Origin of the sequence: Lawsonibacter celer (assembly GCF_014281125.1) — a bacterium.
GTDB classification, from domain to species: Bacteria; Bacillota; Clostridia; order Oscillospirales; family Oscillospiraceae; genus Lawsonibacter_B; species Lawsonibacter_B celer.
In genome coordinates, this window is the sequence record NZ_JACOEA010000001.1 from 875,092 (window position 1) to 889,794 (window position 14,703).

General features: G+C 63.5%; 13 protein-coding genes. 5 read left to right on the forward strand and 8 right to left on the reverse strand.

Annotation, left to right across the window (positions count from 1 at the left end; translation table 11 throughout):
- Positions 1-4: 4 nt before the first annotated feature.
- Together H9Q75_RS04255 and H9Q75_RS04260 are read right to left on the reverse strand one after the other, a co-directional pair.
- Complete coding sequence (locus H9Q75_RS04255) at positions 5-568, reverse strand: phosphatase PAP2 family protein (protein ID WP_243200664.1); 564 nt, start codon at positions 566-568, stop codon at positions 5-7.
- Between the two features lie 65 nt (positions 569-633).
- Positions 634-1,152, reverse strand: coding sequence for a DUF4330 domain-containing protein (locus H9Q75_RS04260; protein ID WP_186564874.1), 519 nt, complete (start codon positions 1,150-1,152; stop codon positions 634-636).
- A 169-nt stretch (positions 1,153-1,321) separates the two neighbouring features.
- Between H9Q75_RS04260 and csaB the strand changes: the two genes are divergently transcribed.
- The 4 genes from csaB to H9Q75_RS04280 all read left to right on the forward strand — a co-directional run bounded on the left by csaB (position 1,322) and on the right by H9Q75_RS04280 (position 6,458).
- Complete coding sequence (gene csaB, locus H9Q75_RS04265; RefSeq protein WP_186564875.1) at positions 1,322-3,544, forward strand: polysaccharide pyruvyl transferase CsaB; 2,223 nt, start codon at positions 1,322-1,324, stop codon at positions 3,542-3,544.
- Between the two features lie 20 nt (positions 3,545-3,564).
- Positions 3,565-4,635 carry a glycosyltransferase family protein gene (locus H9Q75_RS04270; RefSeq protein WP_243200665.1) on the forward strand — a complete coding sequence of 357 codons (1,071 nt, stop codon included), beginning with the start codon at positions 3,565-3,567 and terminating at the stop codon, positions 4,633-4,635.
- Between the two features lie 56 nt (positions 4,636-4,691).
- Entirely contained in the window at positions 4,692-5,717 is a 1,026-nt protein-coding gene (locus tag H9Q75_RS04275) for an inorganic phosphate transporter (RefSeq protein WP_186564876.1), read from the forward strand.
- A gap of 81 nt (positions 5,718-5,798) precedes the next feature.
- Positions 5,799-6,458: an HAD family hydrolase gene (locus H9Q75_RS04280; protein ID WP_186564877.1), complete on the forward strand. Its 660-nt coding sequence runs from the start codon at positions 5,799-5,801 to the stop codon at positions 6,456-6,458.
- A 54-nt stretch (positions 6,459-6,512) separates the two neighbouring features.
- Here the strand turns inward: H9Q75_RS04280 and buk are convergent, their stop codons facing one another.
- From buk to H9Q75_RS04295, 3 genes are all read right to left on the reverse strand, one after another.
- Positions 6,513-7,613, reverse strand: a complete 1,101-nt coding sequence (gene buk, locus H9Q75_RS04285) for a butyrate kinase (protein ID WP_186564878.1) — start codon at positions 7,611-7,613, stop codon at positions 6,513-6,515.
- Positions 7,614-7,616: 3 nt separating this feature from the next.
- Positions 7,617-8,534, reverse strand: a complete 918-nt coding sequence (locus H9Q75_RS04290; RefSeq protein WP_186564879.1) for a phosphate acyltransferase — start codon at positions 8,532-8,534, stop codon at positions 7,617-7,619.
- A gap of 227 nt (positions 8,535-8,761) precedes the next feature.
- Positions 8,762-10,135, reverse strand: coding sequence for a sigma-54 interaction domain-containing protein (locus tag H9Q75_RS04295; protein WP_186564880.1), 1,374 nt, complete (start codon positions 10,133-10,135; stop codon positions 8,762-8,764).
- A gap of 157 nt (positions 10,136-10,292) precedes the next feature.
- Between H9Q75_RS04295 and H9Q75_RS04300 the strand changes: the two genes are divergently transcribed.
- Entirely contained in the window at positions 10,293-11,453 is a 1,161-nt protein-coding gene (locus H9Q75_RS04300; protein WP_186564881.1) for an MFS transporter, read from the forward strand.
- A gap of 54 nt (positions 11,454-11,507) precedes the next feature.
- Here the strand turns inward: H9Q75_RS04300 and H9Q75_RS04305 are convergent, their stop codons facing one another.
- The 3 genes from H9Q75_RS04305 to nagB all read right to left on the reverse strand — a co-directional run bounded on the left by H9Q75_RS04305 (position 11,508) and on the right by nagB (position 14,690).
- Positions 11,508-12,626, reverse strand: a complete 1,119-nt coding sequence (locus H9Q75_RS04305; RefSeq protein ID WP_186564882.1) for an ABC transporter ATP-binding protein — start codon at positions 12,624-12,626, stop codon at positions 11,508-11,510.
- A 187-nt stretch (positions 12,627-12,813) separates the two neighbouring features.
- Positions 12,814-13,947, reverse strand: a complete 1,134-nt coding sequence (gene nagA, locus H9Q75_RS04310) for an N-acetylglucosamine-6-phosphate deacetylase (protein WP_186564883.1) — start codon at positions 13,945-13,947, stop codon at positions 12,814-12,816.
- Positions 13,938-14,690, reverse strand: coding sequence for a glucosamine-6-phosphate deaminase (gene nagB / locus H9Q75_RS04315; protein WP_186564884.1), 753 nt, complete (start codon positions 14,688-14,690; stop codon positions 13,938-13,940). Before nagB ends, nagA begins: the two co-directional genes overlap by 10 nt.
- Between the last annotated feature and the right edge of the window lie 13 nt (positions 14,691-14,703).

A 14,703-nucleotide genomic window follows, 5' to 3' on the forward strand; every position in this document is an offset into this window, starting at 1 on the left:
ATGCTCAGGCCGTATCTTCCGCCGACCGTCTGGCTGCTGCCCATTTCCAGAGTAACCATACCGCCTGGCTGCAGATCAGTCCTACTGCGCAGCCGGCGATCACATCGCTGGGGTAATGGACTCCCACATAGAGGCGGGAGAAGCCCATCAGCGCCGCCAGCGCCACGCCCAGCACCTTCATCCAGCGGCAGGGCAGGGTTCGGCACCACGCCCCCGCCGAGGCGAAGGCTGCGCAGGTGTGCCCGGAGGGAAAGGAATTGGGGTCCCGCTCCACCACCAGCGCCGTCAGCCCGGTCAGTACGGTCCACGGGCGCGCCCGGCCCACCAGGTGCTTGAGGATCACATTGGTACACAGCAGCCCCAGCAGCATCGCCAGGAGGGAGAGCCAGCCCGCCTTTCGCGTCCTTTTATGACACAGCATCAGAAGGGAGAGCACAATCCACAGCATTCCCCCATTGCCCAACTGCGTATACAGCGAAAACAAGGGCGTGAGCAGAGCGCTGCGCAGGTTTTCCTGTATCCACAGCAATACGGCTCCATCCGCCGCAAGGAACCATTCCAACATCATAAACTCCTAAAACAGGAGGGGCGGCGGGAAATCCGCCGCCCCCTATCGCTTCTCACAAGTGCAATTCAGGCCGCGTCCTCACCCCACTGGCAGCTGAGGATGGTGCCGTTGGCCAGTTCAAATTTATCGGTTTTGACAATATGGGTCTTACCAATGCGCACCTCTTGGGTGCCGATCTCCGTGGTGATGGGATTGATCACATTGCACTCAATGGTAAAGGTCAGGTCCAGATGTCCCTTCCCCACCGGGATGATCACCGAATCACCGCTGCTGCTGACACTGATGTTCTCCTCATGGGGGGCCGAGGTCACGGCGGTCACCTTGCCGTCAAGCAGCTCGCCGGAGGCCATCAGGGTTGCGTCGCCCGCATCCACGCAGGCCTTGATATTTTCATAGACCTCGGGCTGCACATTTTCCACCAGCACGGTATAGACCACCTTGGTCTTGGCCGCGCCGATACCTCCGGAGCTTCCGCCACCCAGGAACTTCACGCCCACAAAGACGGCCGCGATCACGATCACCAGGATCACCAGCAGGTCTACAATATTAATTTTTCCAAAAAGTCTTCCTTTTTCATCGATCATCTTTTGCTGCCTCCGAGGTTGTAAATTGACATAATCACTGGTACAATAGAACCAATCGAATTTTGCCTTTTGCACGTAATGCGTGCCCCCTATACTCCGCATCCGTGAAACAACGTTATTGTACCATAGTATCCTATGGTTCTACAAGTCTTTTTTGGAGGGACTTCCCATGAAGGTTATCCACCTTATCTCCGGCGGCGACAGCGGCGGTGCCAAAACCCATGTCCACTCCCTGCTTCAGAATCTCTCCCGCACCATTGATGTGACAATGGTGTGTTTTATGGAAGGCCCTTTCGCCCAGGAGGCCCGTGAGCTGGGCATCCCCACACAGGTGCTGCCCGGGCGCAACCTGCTGCACACCTATCGGACCCTGAAGCGCATGATTCGGGAGGGCGGCTATCAAATCATCCATTGTCACGGCGCCCGGGGCAATATGATGGGCGCGCTTCTGCGCCGCTCCACTGGCCTGCCCGTAGTAACCACCGTGCACTCCGACTGGAAACTGGACTATCTGGGCCGCCCCCTTTCCCGGCTTACCTACGGCACCATCAACGCCCGCGCCCTGCGGAGGCTGGACTACCGTATCGGCGTATCCGACGCCATGACCGACCTGCTGATTTCCCGTGGCTTTGACCCGGACCGGATTTTTACCATCTACAACGGTTTGGATTTCACCCCCCGGCCCGCAGCCCTCTCCCGGGCGGACTATCTGCGCAGCGTGGGGCTGGACGCGGACGGAGAGAGCGTGGTGGTGGGGATTGCCGCCCGGCTCAACCCGGTCAAGGACATCGCCACTCTGGTGCGCGGCTTTGCCAAGGCCTGGACCGATCACCCCAACCTGCGCCTGCTCATTGCGGGAGACGGCGAGGAGAGCGACCGGCTCAAGGCTCTGGCCCGGGAGCTGGGGGTGGAACGCCAGGTGTGCTTTGCCGGGTGGGTCAGCGACACCGACAGCTTCTACAACGCCATTGATGTGAACACCCTCACCTCCCTGTCCGAGACGTTTCCCTACTCCCTGACCGAGGGTGCCCGCGCCCATCTGCCCACCGTGGCCAGCCGGGTGGGCGGGGTGCCCTACCTCATTGAGCACGGGGTCACGGGCCTTCTCTTTGAGGCCGGGGATGCGGACGCTTTGGCCGGCCACCTGGCCGCCCTGGCCGGGGACGCAGAGCTGCGCCGCCACTTGGGAGAGCGACTATACGAAAAGGCCCGGGCCGACTTCTCCCTGGAGAGTACCCTGCGCCGCCAGCTGAGCATTTACGAGACCATTCTCCGCCGGCAGGCGCGCAGCACCGGTCGGCGGGACGGAGCCCTAGTCTGCGGCGCTTACGGCCGGGGCAATGCGGGAGACGACGCCATTCTGGAGGCCATTGTCACCGAGCTGCGGCAGATCGACCCCGACCTGCCCATCTGGGTGCTCTCCCGCAATCCGGACGACACACGCAGGACCTACCGGGTCAATTCCATCTATACGTTTGCCTTCCCGCGCTTTCTCACCCGCATGTGCAGGACCCGTCTGTACATCAACGGCGGCGGCTCCCTGATGCAGGATGTGACCAGCCACCGCTCCCTGTGGTTCTACCTTTTTACCATCTCCGCCGCCAAGCGGCTGGGCAACCGGGTGATGATGTACGGCTGCGGCATCGGCCCCATCCATACCCCGTCCAACCGCCGCCGGGCTGCCAGGGTGCTTCAGAAAAGCGTGGACATCATCACCCTGCGGGACACCCACTCCAAGACGGAACTGGACGATATGGGGGTCACCGCCCCGGAGATTCTTCTCTCCGCCGACCCCACGGTGATTCTGCCCGCCGCGTCGGAGCAAGTGGTAGACGGTCTGCTGGAGAGCCAGGGGCTGGACCCCCGGGGCAAATACATCGGCTTCACCCTCCGCCCGTGGCCGGGCTTTGAGGAGAAGGCCGCGGTATTCGCGGCTGCGGCGGACTACGCATGGGAGAAATATGGCCTCACCCCCGTGTTTCTCCCCATTGAGCGCCGTCTGGACGTGGGCGCGGCCCGGCAGGCCGCCCGGCTGATGAAGGCTCCCCACTATATTCTGGAGCAGACCGGCAGTTCCGAGCACACCATCGGCCTGTTTGCCCGGATGCAGGCCGTGGTCTCCATGCGGCTGCACGCCCTGGTCTTTGCCGCCGGACAGGGGGTTCCCTTGGTGGGCGTGGTATACGACCAGAAGATCAGCTCCTTCCTCTCCTATATTGGGCAGGACCTGTACACCGATCTGGGCCGGGTTACTCCTGCGCTTTTATGTGCCCACATTGACGCCGCCTGTGCCCGGATCGGAGATACGCAGTTCCTCTCCGGAGGCGTGGACCGGCTGCGCCAGGTGGAGCGCCGCAATTCCGAGGCGGCGGCGCGCCTGCTGCAAGTCTGACAAACGAGGTGAATCCCCCCTTGCGCCAATTGATCTGTCTTTCCTCCATGCCCTGGATGGCGGTGCCCACCCGCACCCAGCAGCTGCTCACCCGTCTGCGTGACGTACAAATTCTCTTTTTCGAGCCATCGGGCCCCGGCTATCAGCGGCCCGGCCGCCGGGTGCGGCCCGGCCTGACGGTCTATACTCTCCCGCCCATTCCGGATGTGGAGGAGCGCCATCCCCGCCTGTTCCGCCTGGGGCAGCGCCGCCTGGTCAAGTATATCCGCGCCCTGCTGGAGCGCCATCGCTTCCGGGAGCCGGTCCTCTGGTGTGACACCCCCCAGGCGGTGCACCTGCTGGATGAGCTGCCCTGCCGCGGCATTGTCTATGACTGCTGCCGGGACTGGTCCGAGCTGCCCATCCGCTGGGAGAGCGACCTGGCTCTGGCCGCGGATGTGATCTTCGCCGCCTCGCCGGAGCTCATCGACCACCTCTCCCCCTGCAATGACAACATCGCTCTTCTGCCCAACGGGGTCAGCTATCCCATGTTTACCCGTCCCGGGCTGGAGTGTCCCCCGGAGCTGTGCGGCTGGACCGGCCCCATGCTGGGGTATGTGGGCACCATTCACCGGGATCTGGAGCTCTCCCCCGCCCTCTCCTGCGCCCTGGCCCTGCCGGAGGCCCAGCTGGTCTTTGTGGGGCAGGCGGAGCGCGGCGCCCGCCTGTCCGCCCTGGAGGAGCTGCCCAACGTGACCTTTCTGGGGCCCCGCCTGCCGGTGGAGATCCCCGACTATCTGGGCCGTTTTGACGTGTGCCTGAACCTGCTCCGTCAGGACGCCGGCTACCAGGTCATTCCCCGCCGGATGTATGAGTACCTCTCCTCCGGCAAGCCCATCGTCTCCATGCTCTATCCCGATCAGGTAGAGCATTTTCCCGACGTGGTATACAGCGCCCATACCCCGGAGGAGTTCGCCCGGCTGTGCCGCCGCGCCCTGGCGGAGCGGGGCGACTGGGTCCGGGCCCGCCGCCGGGAGTACGGCGCGGCGGCCGCGTGGAGCGAGCGCGCCGGGGATGTGATGCAGATTCTGAGCAGTATCGGCCTGTACTAGGGTCCGTCACATATTTTCACCCCCTGTCCCGTACACATGGGACGGGGGGTGTTCTTTTGTCTGAGTCCTTCTGTTCCTTTCTCTCCTGCGCCGCCCAGGACCCGGTGCTGGCCCTGACGGTGCTGCTTACCCTGGCCGTGGTGCTGGTCAACGGCTGGACCGACGCGCCCAACGCCATCGCCACCGTGGTGTCTACGGGAGGACTCACCTTCCGGCGGGCGGCGTGGCTGGCCGCCGGGTGCAATCTGCTGGGGACCCTGGTCATGACCGGCGTAAGCCCCGCAGTGGCCGAGACCCTCTATTCCATCGCCGGGTTCGGCGGCAGCGGGCGGCAGGCCCTCTCCGCCCTGTGCGCGGCGCTGTGCGCCATCGTGCTATGGGCTGTGCTGGCCTGGCGCTTCGGCGTGCCCACCAGCGAGAGCCACGCCCTGGTGGCCGGCGTGACCGGGGCGGCCCTGGCAATGCCCGGCGGGGCCGCCAACCTGAATGCAGGCGCCTGGGTGCGAGTGCTGCTGGGCCTGCTGCTGTCCGTCCTCCTGGGCTGGCTGTGCGGGGCCGGCTGGTCCCGCCTGCTGTCCAGGCGGGGCCGCAGGCGCTCCTTCCGCCGGGCACAGATCGCCGGGTCGGCGGCCATGGCTTTTCTCCACGGCGCTCAGGACGGCCAGAAATTCATCGGCATCTTTCTGCTGGGGACCGCTCTGGCCGGGGGCGGCCCAGGCCGCTTTGCAGTCCCCCTCTGGCCGGCGCTGCTGTGCGCCGGAGTGATGGCGCTGGGCACCCGAATCGGTGGGCGGCGGATCATCGAGACGGTGGGCCGTGATATGACCGCCCTCTCCCCACGCTCCGGCTTTGCCGCCGATTTGGGTGGGGGCTGCGTACTGCTGCTGTGTACCCTGCTGGGCCTGCCCGTGAGTACCACCCACGCCAAGACGGCCGCCATTCTGGGCGCAGGCCGGGAGGACGGCGGTTGGGTCGACCGGACGGTGGTGCGCTCCGTGGGGACAGCCTGGCTGCTCACCTTTCCCTGCTGCGGTGGACTAGGCTTTCTTCTGGCCAGAGTCTTTCTTCTTTTCTCCCTCTAATTCCGTCATTCCGACAGTGTTCAAACCGGCGGCTCTGTGCTATAATGCCAAAACAGGAACGACATCGGGGAGGAACATAGTATGCCCGCATATGAAGCTGCAATTTTTGATCTGGACGGTACTCTTCTCAACACGCTGCAGGACCTGGCTGACAGCACCAACTACGCCCTTTCCCTCCACGGACTGCCCCGACGGACCCTGGAAGAGGTGCGCTGTTTCGTGGGCAACGGCGTGGCCCAGCTGATCTCCCGGGCGGTTCCGGAGGATACCCCGCCCGAGCTGGAGGCCCGCTGTCTGGCCGATTTTCGGGCCCACTACCTGCTGAATATGGAGAATAAGACCGCGCCCTATCCCGGTGTTTTGGCCCTTTTGGACGCGCTGGAGGCGCATGGAATCCGTCGGGCCGTAGTCTCCAACAAGTTTGACAGCGCGGTCAAGGGGCTGTGCCAGACCTACTTTGCAGACCGCATCCCCGTGGCCATCGGCGAGTCCCAGGGCGTGGCCCGCAAGCCCGCGCCGGACACGGTATTCCGCGCCCTGGAGGAGCTGGGGGTGCCCGGGGGCCGTGCGGTGTATATCGGGGATTCCGATGTGGACATCGCTACCGCCCAAAACGCCGGCGTGCCTTGCATCTCGGTCAGCTGGGGCTTCCGCAGCCGGGCGTTTTTATTGGAGCATGGCGCCAGCGCCATTGCCGCCACGCCGGAGGAACTGTTCACCCTCCTTACGGGCGAGACATAATCGGCAAAACAGGCCCGCGTCCCAATGGGACGCGGGCCTGTTTTGCTGTGTATATTACGTGGGAAAACCGGAAAAAACCGGCTGACCAGTGTAGTGCCGGGGCGCCTCCTCTCCCCGCAGCACCCGAAGGGCGCCTGCAGCCAGGGCCTCCAGCTCCAGCTCTCCCGGGCGCACCAGCACTGGGGCCAGGAAGCCCACCATCTCCCGCAGGTGTTCCGTCAGCACCTGGTCGTAGGCGATGCCCCCGGTGAGGACGATGGCGTCCACCCTGCCCTTCATCACGGCCGCCATGGCGCCGATCCGTTTTCCCACCTGGTACTGGAAGGCCTCGTACACCAGGCGGGCATATGCGTCTCCCCCTTTGGCCCGCTCAGCCACCTGCGTGGCCTCTGAGGTGCCCAGATGGCTGAGGAAGCCCCCCTCCTTGGCCATCAGCCGGTAGAGCGCCTCCGGGCTCCTTGTCCCCGAGCAGCACAGGTCCATGACATCCTTCACCGGGAGCGCCCCGGCCCGGGTCGGGGCCATGGGCCCGTCACCGTTGATGTTGTCATTGGCGTCCACCATCCTGCCGCGGCAATGGGCGGCCACGGAGACGCCGCCGCCCAGATGGGCCACGATCAGGTTGGCGCTGCGGTAGTCCAGGCCCAGCTCCGCCGCCGCCCGCCGGGCGGTCTCCTTCTGGTTTAGCGCATGGGTATGGCTCATCCGGTAGATCCCCTTGATTCCGGTGATCCGGGCGACCTCCTGGAACTCGTCGGTATCAGGCGGATCCACAATATAGGCCTTTCCTCCGTACTGCCTGGCAAAGCCGTCGGCAATGGCGCAGCCCAGGCAGGCCGGATGGTCGGTATTTTTTCCGCCGAGCGCGTCGGAGATCAGCTTCTCGTCCACCTCATATACTCCGCCGGGGCAGGGCGTCAGGCCGCCGCCCCGGCCTACAAAGGCGGCGAAGCCCCGCAGGTCCACCTGCCGCTCCGCCAGGATCCGCCGTATGGTCTCCAAGCGGAGCTCCAGCTGGTCGGCCGCCCTGGGATACCGGGCCAGTGCGGCCTCGTCGTGGACCACGTTCTCCTTGAAAACCAGTCTCTCTCCCTCAAACAGGGCCAGCTTGGTGGAGGTGGAGCCGGGATTGATGGCCAGGATCTTCTCTTCCATACCTCACGCCTCCTTTCCGGTCCGCTGTCCCGCTACGGCGGAGAGCAGGATGGAATAGAACTTATCCTCTGCCGTGGCCGAGCGGGAGGTAAGCACGATGGGCACCTGGGCACCGGTGACCGTACCGCAGGTTCTGGCACCGCCGGAGCAGGTCAGGCTCTTGGCCAGCACATTTCCCGCGTTGATGTCCGGTACGATGAGAATGTCCGGGTCCCCCGCCACCGGGCTCTGATACCCTTTGATCGCGGCGGCCTCCCGGTCCATGCACAGGTCGTAGGAGATGGGCCCCTCCACCGTGCAGCCGCCCACCTCTCCCCGCCGGTTCAGCTCCTTAAGGGCGGCGGCATCCACGGTCTCCGGCATCTTAGTATTTACCTTTTCCAGGGCCGCCAGCACCGCCACCTTGGGATTGGGGGTGCCCAGGGCGTGGAAGAGCGCTACCGCGTTCTCCAGAATGGCCCGCTTCTGCTCCAGATCCGGGTAAGTGTTCAAGCCCACATCGCTGATGGCAAAGAGTTTGTGGTAGCTGGGCGACTGTATCATCGCGATCAGGGAGAGCACCGGGCTGCGGCGGATGCCGTGCTCCCGGTGGACCACCGCTTTCATCAGGGTCCCGGTCTCCAGCGCTCCCTTCATAATACAGGCCAGCGTCCCGTCGCGCACCCCGGAGAGCGCGGCGGAAATGCACTGCTCCACCGTCTGTGTCTCCACCAGCTCCGGCAGCGGCAGCGCGGGCGCAAGTTGTTCCCACAGGGGCGCGATCTCCCGGCCTCTGCCGTAGAGCACCGGGGTGACGATCCCCTCTCCTGCGGCGGCCGCCACTGCCTCCAGAGTATGCCTGTCCTGGGCGGCAACGACCCCCAGCCGCGGCGCCTGCTCCGCCATGTGGAGCATCCCTCTGAGCTCTTCAAACTGTTTCATCGCGTTTCCTCCTTGATGATCGGTTTCCTTTTTCCATCCATGAGGAAAGCAAGCGGCATGCCAAGTTCAGAATCGCTCGATTTGCAAGGCATTCAGGAATTTCTCTTTCCTATCACCGCCCCCTTTTTGTCAATCGTTCGCTCCTTTTGGTGCGCAAATAGTTGACATCTCGTTTGCACTTGCAAAAGAAATACCCGCCGGAGCATGGCTCCGGCGGGTACAGCCTGCTACCGTGTCCCGGGCTGTTCAAACTTTTTCAGTTTTTTATACAGGGCGTTGCGGGAGATACCCATAAGCCGGGCCGCCTTGGTTTTATTGCCTCCGGCCTGGAGCATGGCGGTCCGCAGGGCTTCGTATTCCAGCTCGTCCTTTAAATGGGTGAGGGAGCCGCCGACCGCGGGCGCGGTGCCCGGACGGGGTGCAGCGCTGCCGGGCGCATACTCAAAGTCCTCCGGCTGCAGGGTGTCTCCCCGGCAGCGATTCATGGCCCGCTCCAGCGCGTTGTGCAGCTCCCGGACATTGCCCGGCCAGTGGTAGGCCATCATGCGGCGGAGCACCTCCCCGCTGATGGAGCTGATGTCTGTTCCCAGCTGATAGTTGAGCTTCATCAGAAAATTCCGGGCCAGGACCGGGATGTCCTCCTTCCGCTCCCGCAGGGGCGGTATCCGGATCCGCACCACGTTCAGCCGGTAATAGAGGTCGCTGCGGAACCGCCCCTCTTCCACCTGGCGGCGAAGGTGGACATTGGCGGCCGCAATGATGCGTGCGTCCACGGGGATGACCGTGCTGCCGCCCACCCGCTCGATCTCCCGCTCCTGGAGCACACGGAGCAGCTTTGGCTGCATGGACAGGGGCAGCTGGTTGATCTCATCCAAAAAGAGGCTGCCGCCGCTGGCCAGCTCAAACTTGCCCTTCCGTCCGCCCCGGCGCGCGCCGGTAAAGGCCCCCTCCTCATAGCCAAAAAATTCCGACTCCGCCAGTTCCGCGGGAATGGCCGAGCAATTGATGCGCACAAATCGCTGAGCCCGACGCGGGCTGCAGTCGTGGACCGCCTGGGCCACCAGCTCCTTACCCACCCCCGTCTCCCCCTCGATGAGCACGGTGGAGGAGGTGCGAGCTGCCGAAATAATGTCCTCCCGCAGTCGCTCCATGGCCTCGCTCTCCCCCACAATGCCGGAGAGGTTATAGCTGGCGGCCGAGAGGGTGCGCAGCCGCTCTTTGGCGCTGCTCAGCTCCCTGGCCAGCTGGCTGGACACCTGGGAAAAGCGCCGGGCGTACTCCGTATTAGCAAACTGTCCCCAGATGAGCACACCCAGCAGCGCTCCATCCTCCAACAGCGGGAAATAGGAGACCAGCCCCTCCTGCCGCTTGGCCCGGATCTGATACCCCACCAAAGGCCGTCGATTTTTGAGCACCTCCGCCACCCGGCTGTCTGGCACCAGATCCCAGGGGTGTTTCCCCAGGGGCGATTCCGACCCCGGGCTCATGGTGCGCATCCAATTTTGGTTGACATAAACATATACGCCGGAGGCGTCGGTAATGGCGATGGAATCACAGACCTCCAGGGCGGCCAGGGCCAGCTTCAGGTTCAGCTGCTCCATACGGCTCTCTCCTCTCCACGGCTTTCTTTTGTCCTATGGTAGCATAAAAGGGGCGGCAAGTCCAGGGAGCATGCCCGCTCTGTTCTGGACAAGGGCGGACCGGATTGCTATAATAGCATTAATCTTTCTAACTCTGCGCAAGGAAGTGTGCCCCCACATGTGGAAAAACCGGAACTTTCTCCTGATCTGTCTGCTTAATATCGTCTCCTGGCTATCCCTGTACATGCTCAATACTACCATTGTCCCATATGCCAAAACCCTGGGCGCCGCCACCAGCGTGGCCGGGATCGTCTCTGGTCTCTATTTTGTGGCCTCCTTCGGTACCCGCCCCTTTTCCGGCGTGCTGGGTGACCGTTTCTCCCGCAAGAAGCTGTTTCTCTTCTCCTCGGTCCTGCTGGCTGTGGCCGGATTGGGGCTGATCTTCGTAAAGCATATTTGGCTCCTGCTGGTCCTGCGGGCATTGCAGGGGGTGGGGTACAGCATCACCACCACTATCGCCATGGCCCTGGCGGCCGACACCCTGCCCGCCGACCAGATCGGCGCGGGGATCGGCTACTTTGGCCTGACCACCGTGATTGGACAGATGGCGGGCCCCGCCATGGCCCTGGCCATTCAGGAGCGCTGGGGCTATCCGGTTATGTTGGCGGTCTCCCTGCTGCTGCGGCTGGCTGCGCTGGCCCTGACCTTTACGCTTCCGGAAAACGCCGCCCGGCCACGGCCCCGGGCTTCAGGCCGCCCCCGGCTCTCCCTCTGGAGCATTGTGGAGCGCCGCTCCCTCCTCCCCGCCGGGGTGGGCATGCTCTTTTCCACCCTGAACAGCGCCATTTCCGCCTTTCTGGTGGTCCACGCGGAGGCCTATCAGATCCCCGGCGCGGGGATGTTCTTTACCGTGAGCACCCTGACCATGTTCCTGGCCCGCTCCCTGTGCAGCCGCCTGACCGACCGGCGCAGCCTGGCCGCCACCGCCCTCTTCAGCGGCTGCCTTTGCATTGCCACCATGCTGCTGCTGGGTCTGGGGCGCAGTCAGACCACCCTACTGCTGGCGGGGGCGGTCTTCGGCGTGGGCTACGGCACCCTGCTTCCCGTGACTCAGGCCCGCAGCGTCCAGCTGGCCCCTCCGGAGCGGCGCAGCCTGGGCAGCAGCACCTACTACATCGGCATTGACATCGGCTTTTCCCTGAGCAATCTGGTCTGCGGCCGTCTTGTGGACTGCGTGGGCAGCGGTCCCATGTACCTGCTTCTGATCCTCCCCGCCCTGGGCGCCATGTCTCTGGCCCTCTGGAAGGGTCGGGGCGCGCCGCCCCAGTCGCAGGAATAACCCGCCAAAAAAGGAGCGCCGGCCTCAGCAGGCCGGCGCTCCTTCTGCATGCAATCAGATCAAATTCTGTTCATTCTCCGGGTTAAACAAGTGGATCAAGTCCGGGCGGAACGTGAAGTGGACCTGGGTCCCGTAGGGAATGCCGCCCCGGTGCTCCGAAGGCAGCTCGGTGGTGGGCACGCGCAGGACCACGTCCTTACCCTCCACATTGGCATGCAGGTGCAGCTCGCTGCCCATCATCTCGGACACGTCCACGCTGCCCGTGAGGGTATGCTCCGCCGAATCCGGGGCAAAGGTGATGTGCTCCGGACGCACGCCGGCGATTACCTTGCAGCTTTCCACGCCGCAGCTGGCGAGCTTCTCCTGAGTCTCCCCATCCAGAGCCATCACCGCGCCAGCCACCTTCAGGCTGTATGCACTTCCGCTCTTGGTGAGCTCTGCGTCAAAGAAGTTCATCTGGGGGGAGCCGATGAAGCCTGCCACAAAGAGGTTGGCGGGGTGGTTAAACACCTCCTGGGGAGTGCCGATCTGCTGGATGAAGCCGTCCTTCATAATGACGATGCGGTCGCCCAGGGTCATGGCCTCGGTCTGGTCGTGGGTGACGTAAATGAAGGTGGTGTTGATGCGCTGGCGCAGCTTGATGATCTCCGCACGCATCTGATTACGTAGCTTGGCATCCAGGTTGGACAGAGGTTCGTCCATCAGGAACACCTTGGGGTCACGGACAATCGCGCGGCCAATGGCCACGCGCTGCCGCTGCCCGCCGGAGAGCGCCTTGGGCCTGCGCTCTAGATACTGGGTGATGTCCAGAATCTCAGCCGCCTCCCGTACCTTCCGGTCAATCTCGTCCTTGGGCAACTTGCGCAGCTTCAGGGCGAAGGCCATATTTTCATACACCGTCATGTGAGGATACAGGGCGTAGCTCTGGAATACCATGGCGATATCCCGGTCCTTGGGCTCCACGTCGTTCATGCGCTTGTCGCCGATGAACAGGTCTCCCTCGGAGATATCCTCCAGGCCCGCCACCATACGCAGAGTGGTGGACTTACCGCAGCCGGAGGGACCAACCAACACGATAAATTCCTTATCTGCAATTTCCAGGTTGAAATCGTGGACTGCAGTAACTTTGTTATCGTAAATTTTCTTGACGCCTTTGAGCGTAACAGTTGCCATAGACGCAGGCCGCAGAAGCCGTGCCTCCGCAATCAGCTTCCTCGCGCAGCGGGAGCAGAACCCGAAGCGCCTTACGGCAGGTCTCCACACTGCCGCACCGCCGGCCCGGCGGATTTTTTCCTCCTTTTTCAGGCTCTCCCGCCCCTATAGGGATGGAGTAGGGGCGGGCGCCGTTATTATTCGGGGATCAAACGCCGTGTACAATCTCGCCGTGGAACAGGACGGCCTTCAGCTCCAGATTCTGGTCCAGCACCGCCGCGTTGGCCAGCTTACCCGTCTCCAGGCTGCCCATCCGGTCATAGATGCCGATGGCCTGGGCGGGGTTTACCGCGGCGGCGGTCACCGCGTCCGCCAGCGGGACGCCGAAGGAGACCGCACGCTTCATGCAGGCCATCAGATCGCTGACCGAGCCGGCCAGGGTGTCCGGCTCGCCCAGTATGGTCGCCCGGTTTCCATGCACCTCAATCATCTGGCCCCCGAAGGGATACGTGCCGTCCGGCATACCGGCAGCCCGGAGGGAGTCCGAGATCAGGATAACCCGACGGGCGCCAAAGAGGCGGAACACCGCGCGAACGACACTGGGATGAATGTGCACACCGTCAGAAATCAGCTCCACCCGAACCTCCGGCTGGTCAAAGGCCGCGCCCACCACGCCCGGGGCGCGGTGGGTAAAGGGCGGCATGGCGTTGAACAGATGGGTGGCCTGCCGGGCGCCGGAGGCGAAGGCGGCGGAGGCGGTCTCATAATCCGCTGTTGTATGGCCCACCGAAACCGTGATGCCATCCGCGGCCGCGGCCCGAATAAACTCCATGGCGCCCAGCTGCTCCGGGGCCACGGTCACCAGTTTGACCATGCCCTGCGCCGCCTGCTGTAGCCGTCGGAGCATCGCCAGGTCCGGGTCGTGGAGGTAGGCCGCGTTCTGCGCGCCCTTTTTGGCCCTGCTCAGGAACGGGCCCTCCAGATTCAACCCTACCACCTCCGCGCCGCCGGCCTTTTTCTCCCGGTGCGCGGCAGTGTTCCGGCAAATCAGCGTCAGCTGCTCCTCCGACAGGGTCATGCCGGCGGGGCAGATCTGGGTGATTCCTCGGCTGAGCTCGTAATCCGCCATGGCCTGCAGGCCTTCCGGCGTGGCGTCGGAAAAGTCCTCGCCCACACAGCCATGAAAATGCAGGTCGGTCAGCCCGGGGATCACGTAGCAGCCGGAGGCGTCATAGCTCCTGCCGTCCGAGCTGGCAGACGAGATCTGCGCCCCGTCTGTGCACAGGTCCCGGCGGGTAAAGCCCTGCTCCACATCAAAAATCTGCCCGCCTGTTATCCGCATACCGACACCCCAGCTTCCACCAGCTTATGAAGGGCCGCTTTGTCGCCCACCAGGGTGACGTCCGGATGCAGCTGTAGGATGGATGCGGGCACCTCTTTCGTCACATGGCCGGTAAAGGCCTGGCAGACGATGTCGGCCTTTTCCTCGCCGCTGACTACAATCAGAATACGGCGGGCGTTCATAATATTCTTGATGCCCATGCTCAGGGCATGGCGGGGCACCTCGTCAGCGGAGGCAAAGAATCGGGCGTTGGCCGCAATAGTGCTCTCCGTCAGGTTCACCACATGGGTCTCCAGACCGAAGTCGTCTCCAGGCTCGTTAAACGCGATATGGCCGTTGTGCCCCATGCCCAGCAGCTGCAGATCAATGCCGCCCAGGCCGCGGATGAGCCTGTTGTAGGCCGCGCATTCCTCCGCCGCGTCTTTGGCCAGACCATTGAGCACATGGGTGTTCTCCGGCTTGATGTCAATGTGGTCAAAGAGATTACTCTGCATAAAATAGCGGTAGCTCTGCTCGTGGTGAGGGGACAGACCCACATACTCGTCCAGGTTGACGGACTTGGTCTCGGCAAAGCTCAGGTCTCCCTTTTTAAACCACTGCACCAGCTGCTGGTAAATACCCACAGGGGTCCCTCCGGTGGCCAAGCCCAGCACACAGTCCGGCTTGTAGATCACCTGGGCCGAAATGATGTTGGCCGCCCGGCGGCTCATCGCCTTATAGTCTTCCGCTTGATAAATCCTCATTGTTTTTTTGCCT

Bases quoted from the DNA above. Each gene is read 5' to 3' on its own strand.
- H9Q75_RS04255 (WP_243200664.1), bottom strand. From the start codon at position 568: ATGATGTTGGAATGGTTCCTTGCGGCGGATGGAGCCGTATTGCTGTGG.
- H9Q75_RS04260 (WP_186564874.1), bottom strand. From the start codon at position 1,152: ATGATCGATGAAAAAGGAAGACTTTTTGGAAAAATTAATATTGTAGAC.
- csaB (WP_186564875.1), top strand. From the start codon at position 1,322: ATGAAGGTTATCCACCTTATCTCCGGCGGCGACAGCGGCGGTGCCAAA.
- H9Q75_RS04280 (WP_186564877.1), top strand. From the start codon at position 5,799: ATGCCCGCATATGAAGCTGCAATTTTTGATCTGGACGGTACTCTTCTC.
- buk (WP_186564878.1), bottom strand. From the start codon at position 7,613: ATGGAAGAGAAGATCCTGGCCATCAATCCCGGCTCCACCTCCACCAAG.
- H9Q75_RS04290 (WP_186564879.1), bottom strand. From the start codon at position 8,534: ATGAAACAGTTTGAAGAGCTCAGAGGGATGCTCCACATGGCGGAGCAG.
- H9Q75_RS04295 (WP_186564880.1), bottom strand. From the start codon at position 10,135: ATGGAGCAGCTGAACCTGAAGCTGGCCCTGGCCGCCCTGGAGGTCTGT.
- H9Q75_RS04300 (WP_186564881.1), top strand. From the start codon at position 10,293: ATGTGGAAAAACCGGAACTTTCTCCTGATCTGTCTGCTTAATATCGTC.
- H9Q75_RS04305 (WP_186564882.1), bottom strand. From the start codon at position 12,626: ATGGCAACTGTTACGCTCAAAGGCGTCAAGAAAATTTACGATAACAAA.
- nagA (WP_186564883.1), bottom strand. From the start codon at position 13,947: ATGCGGATAACAGGCGGGCAGATTTTTGATGTGGAGCAGGGCTTTACC.
- nagB (WP_186564884.1), bottom strand. From the start codon at position 14,690: ATGAGGATTTATCAAGCGGAAGACTATAAGGCGATGAGCCGCCGGGCG.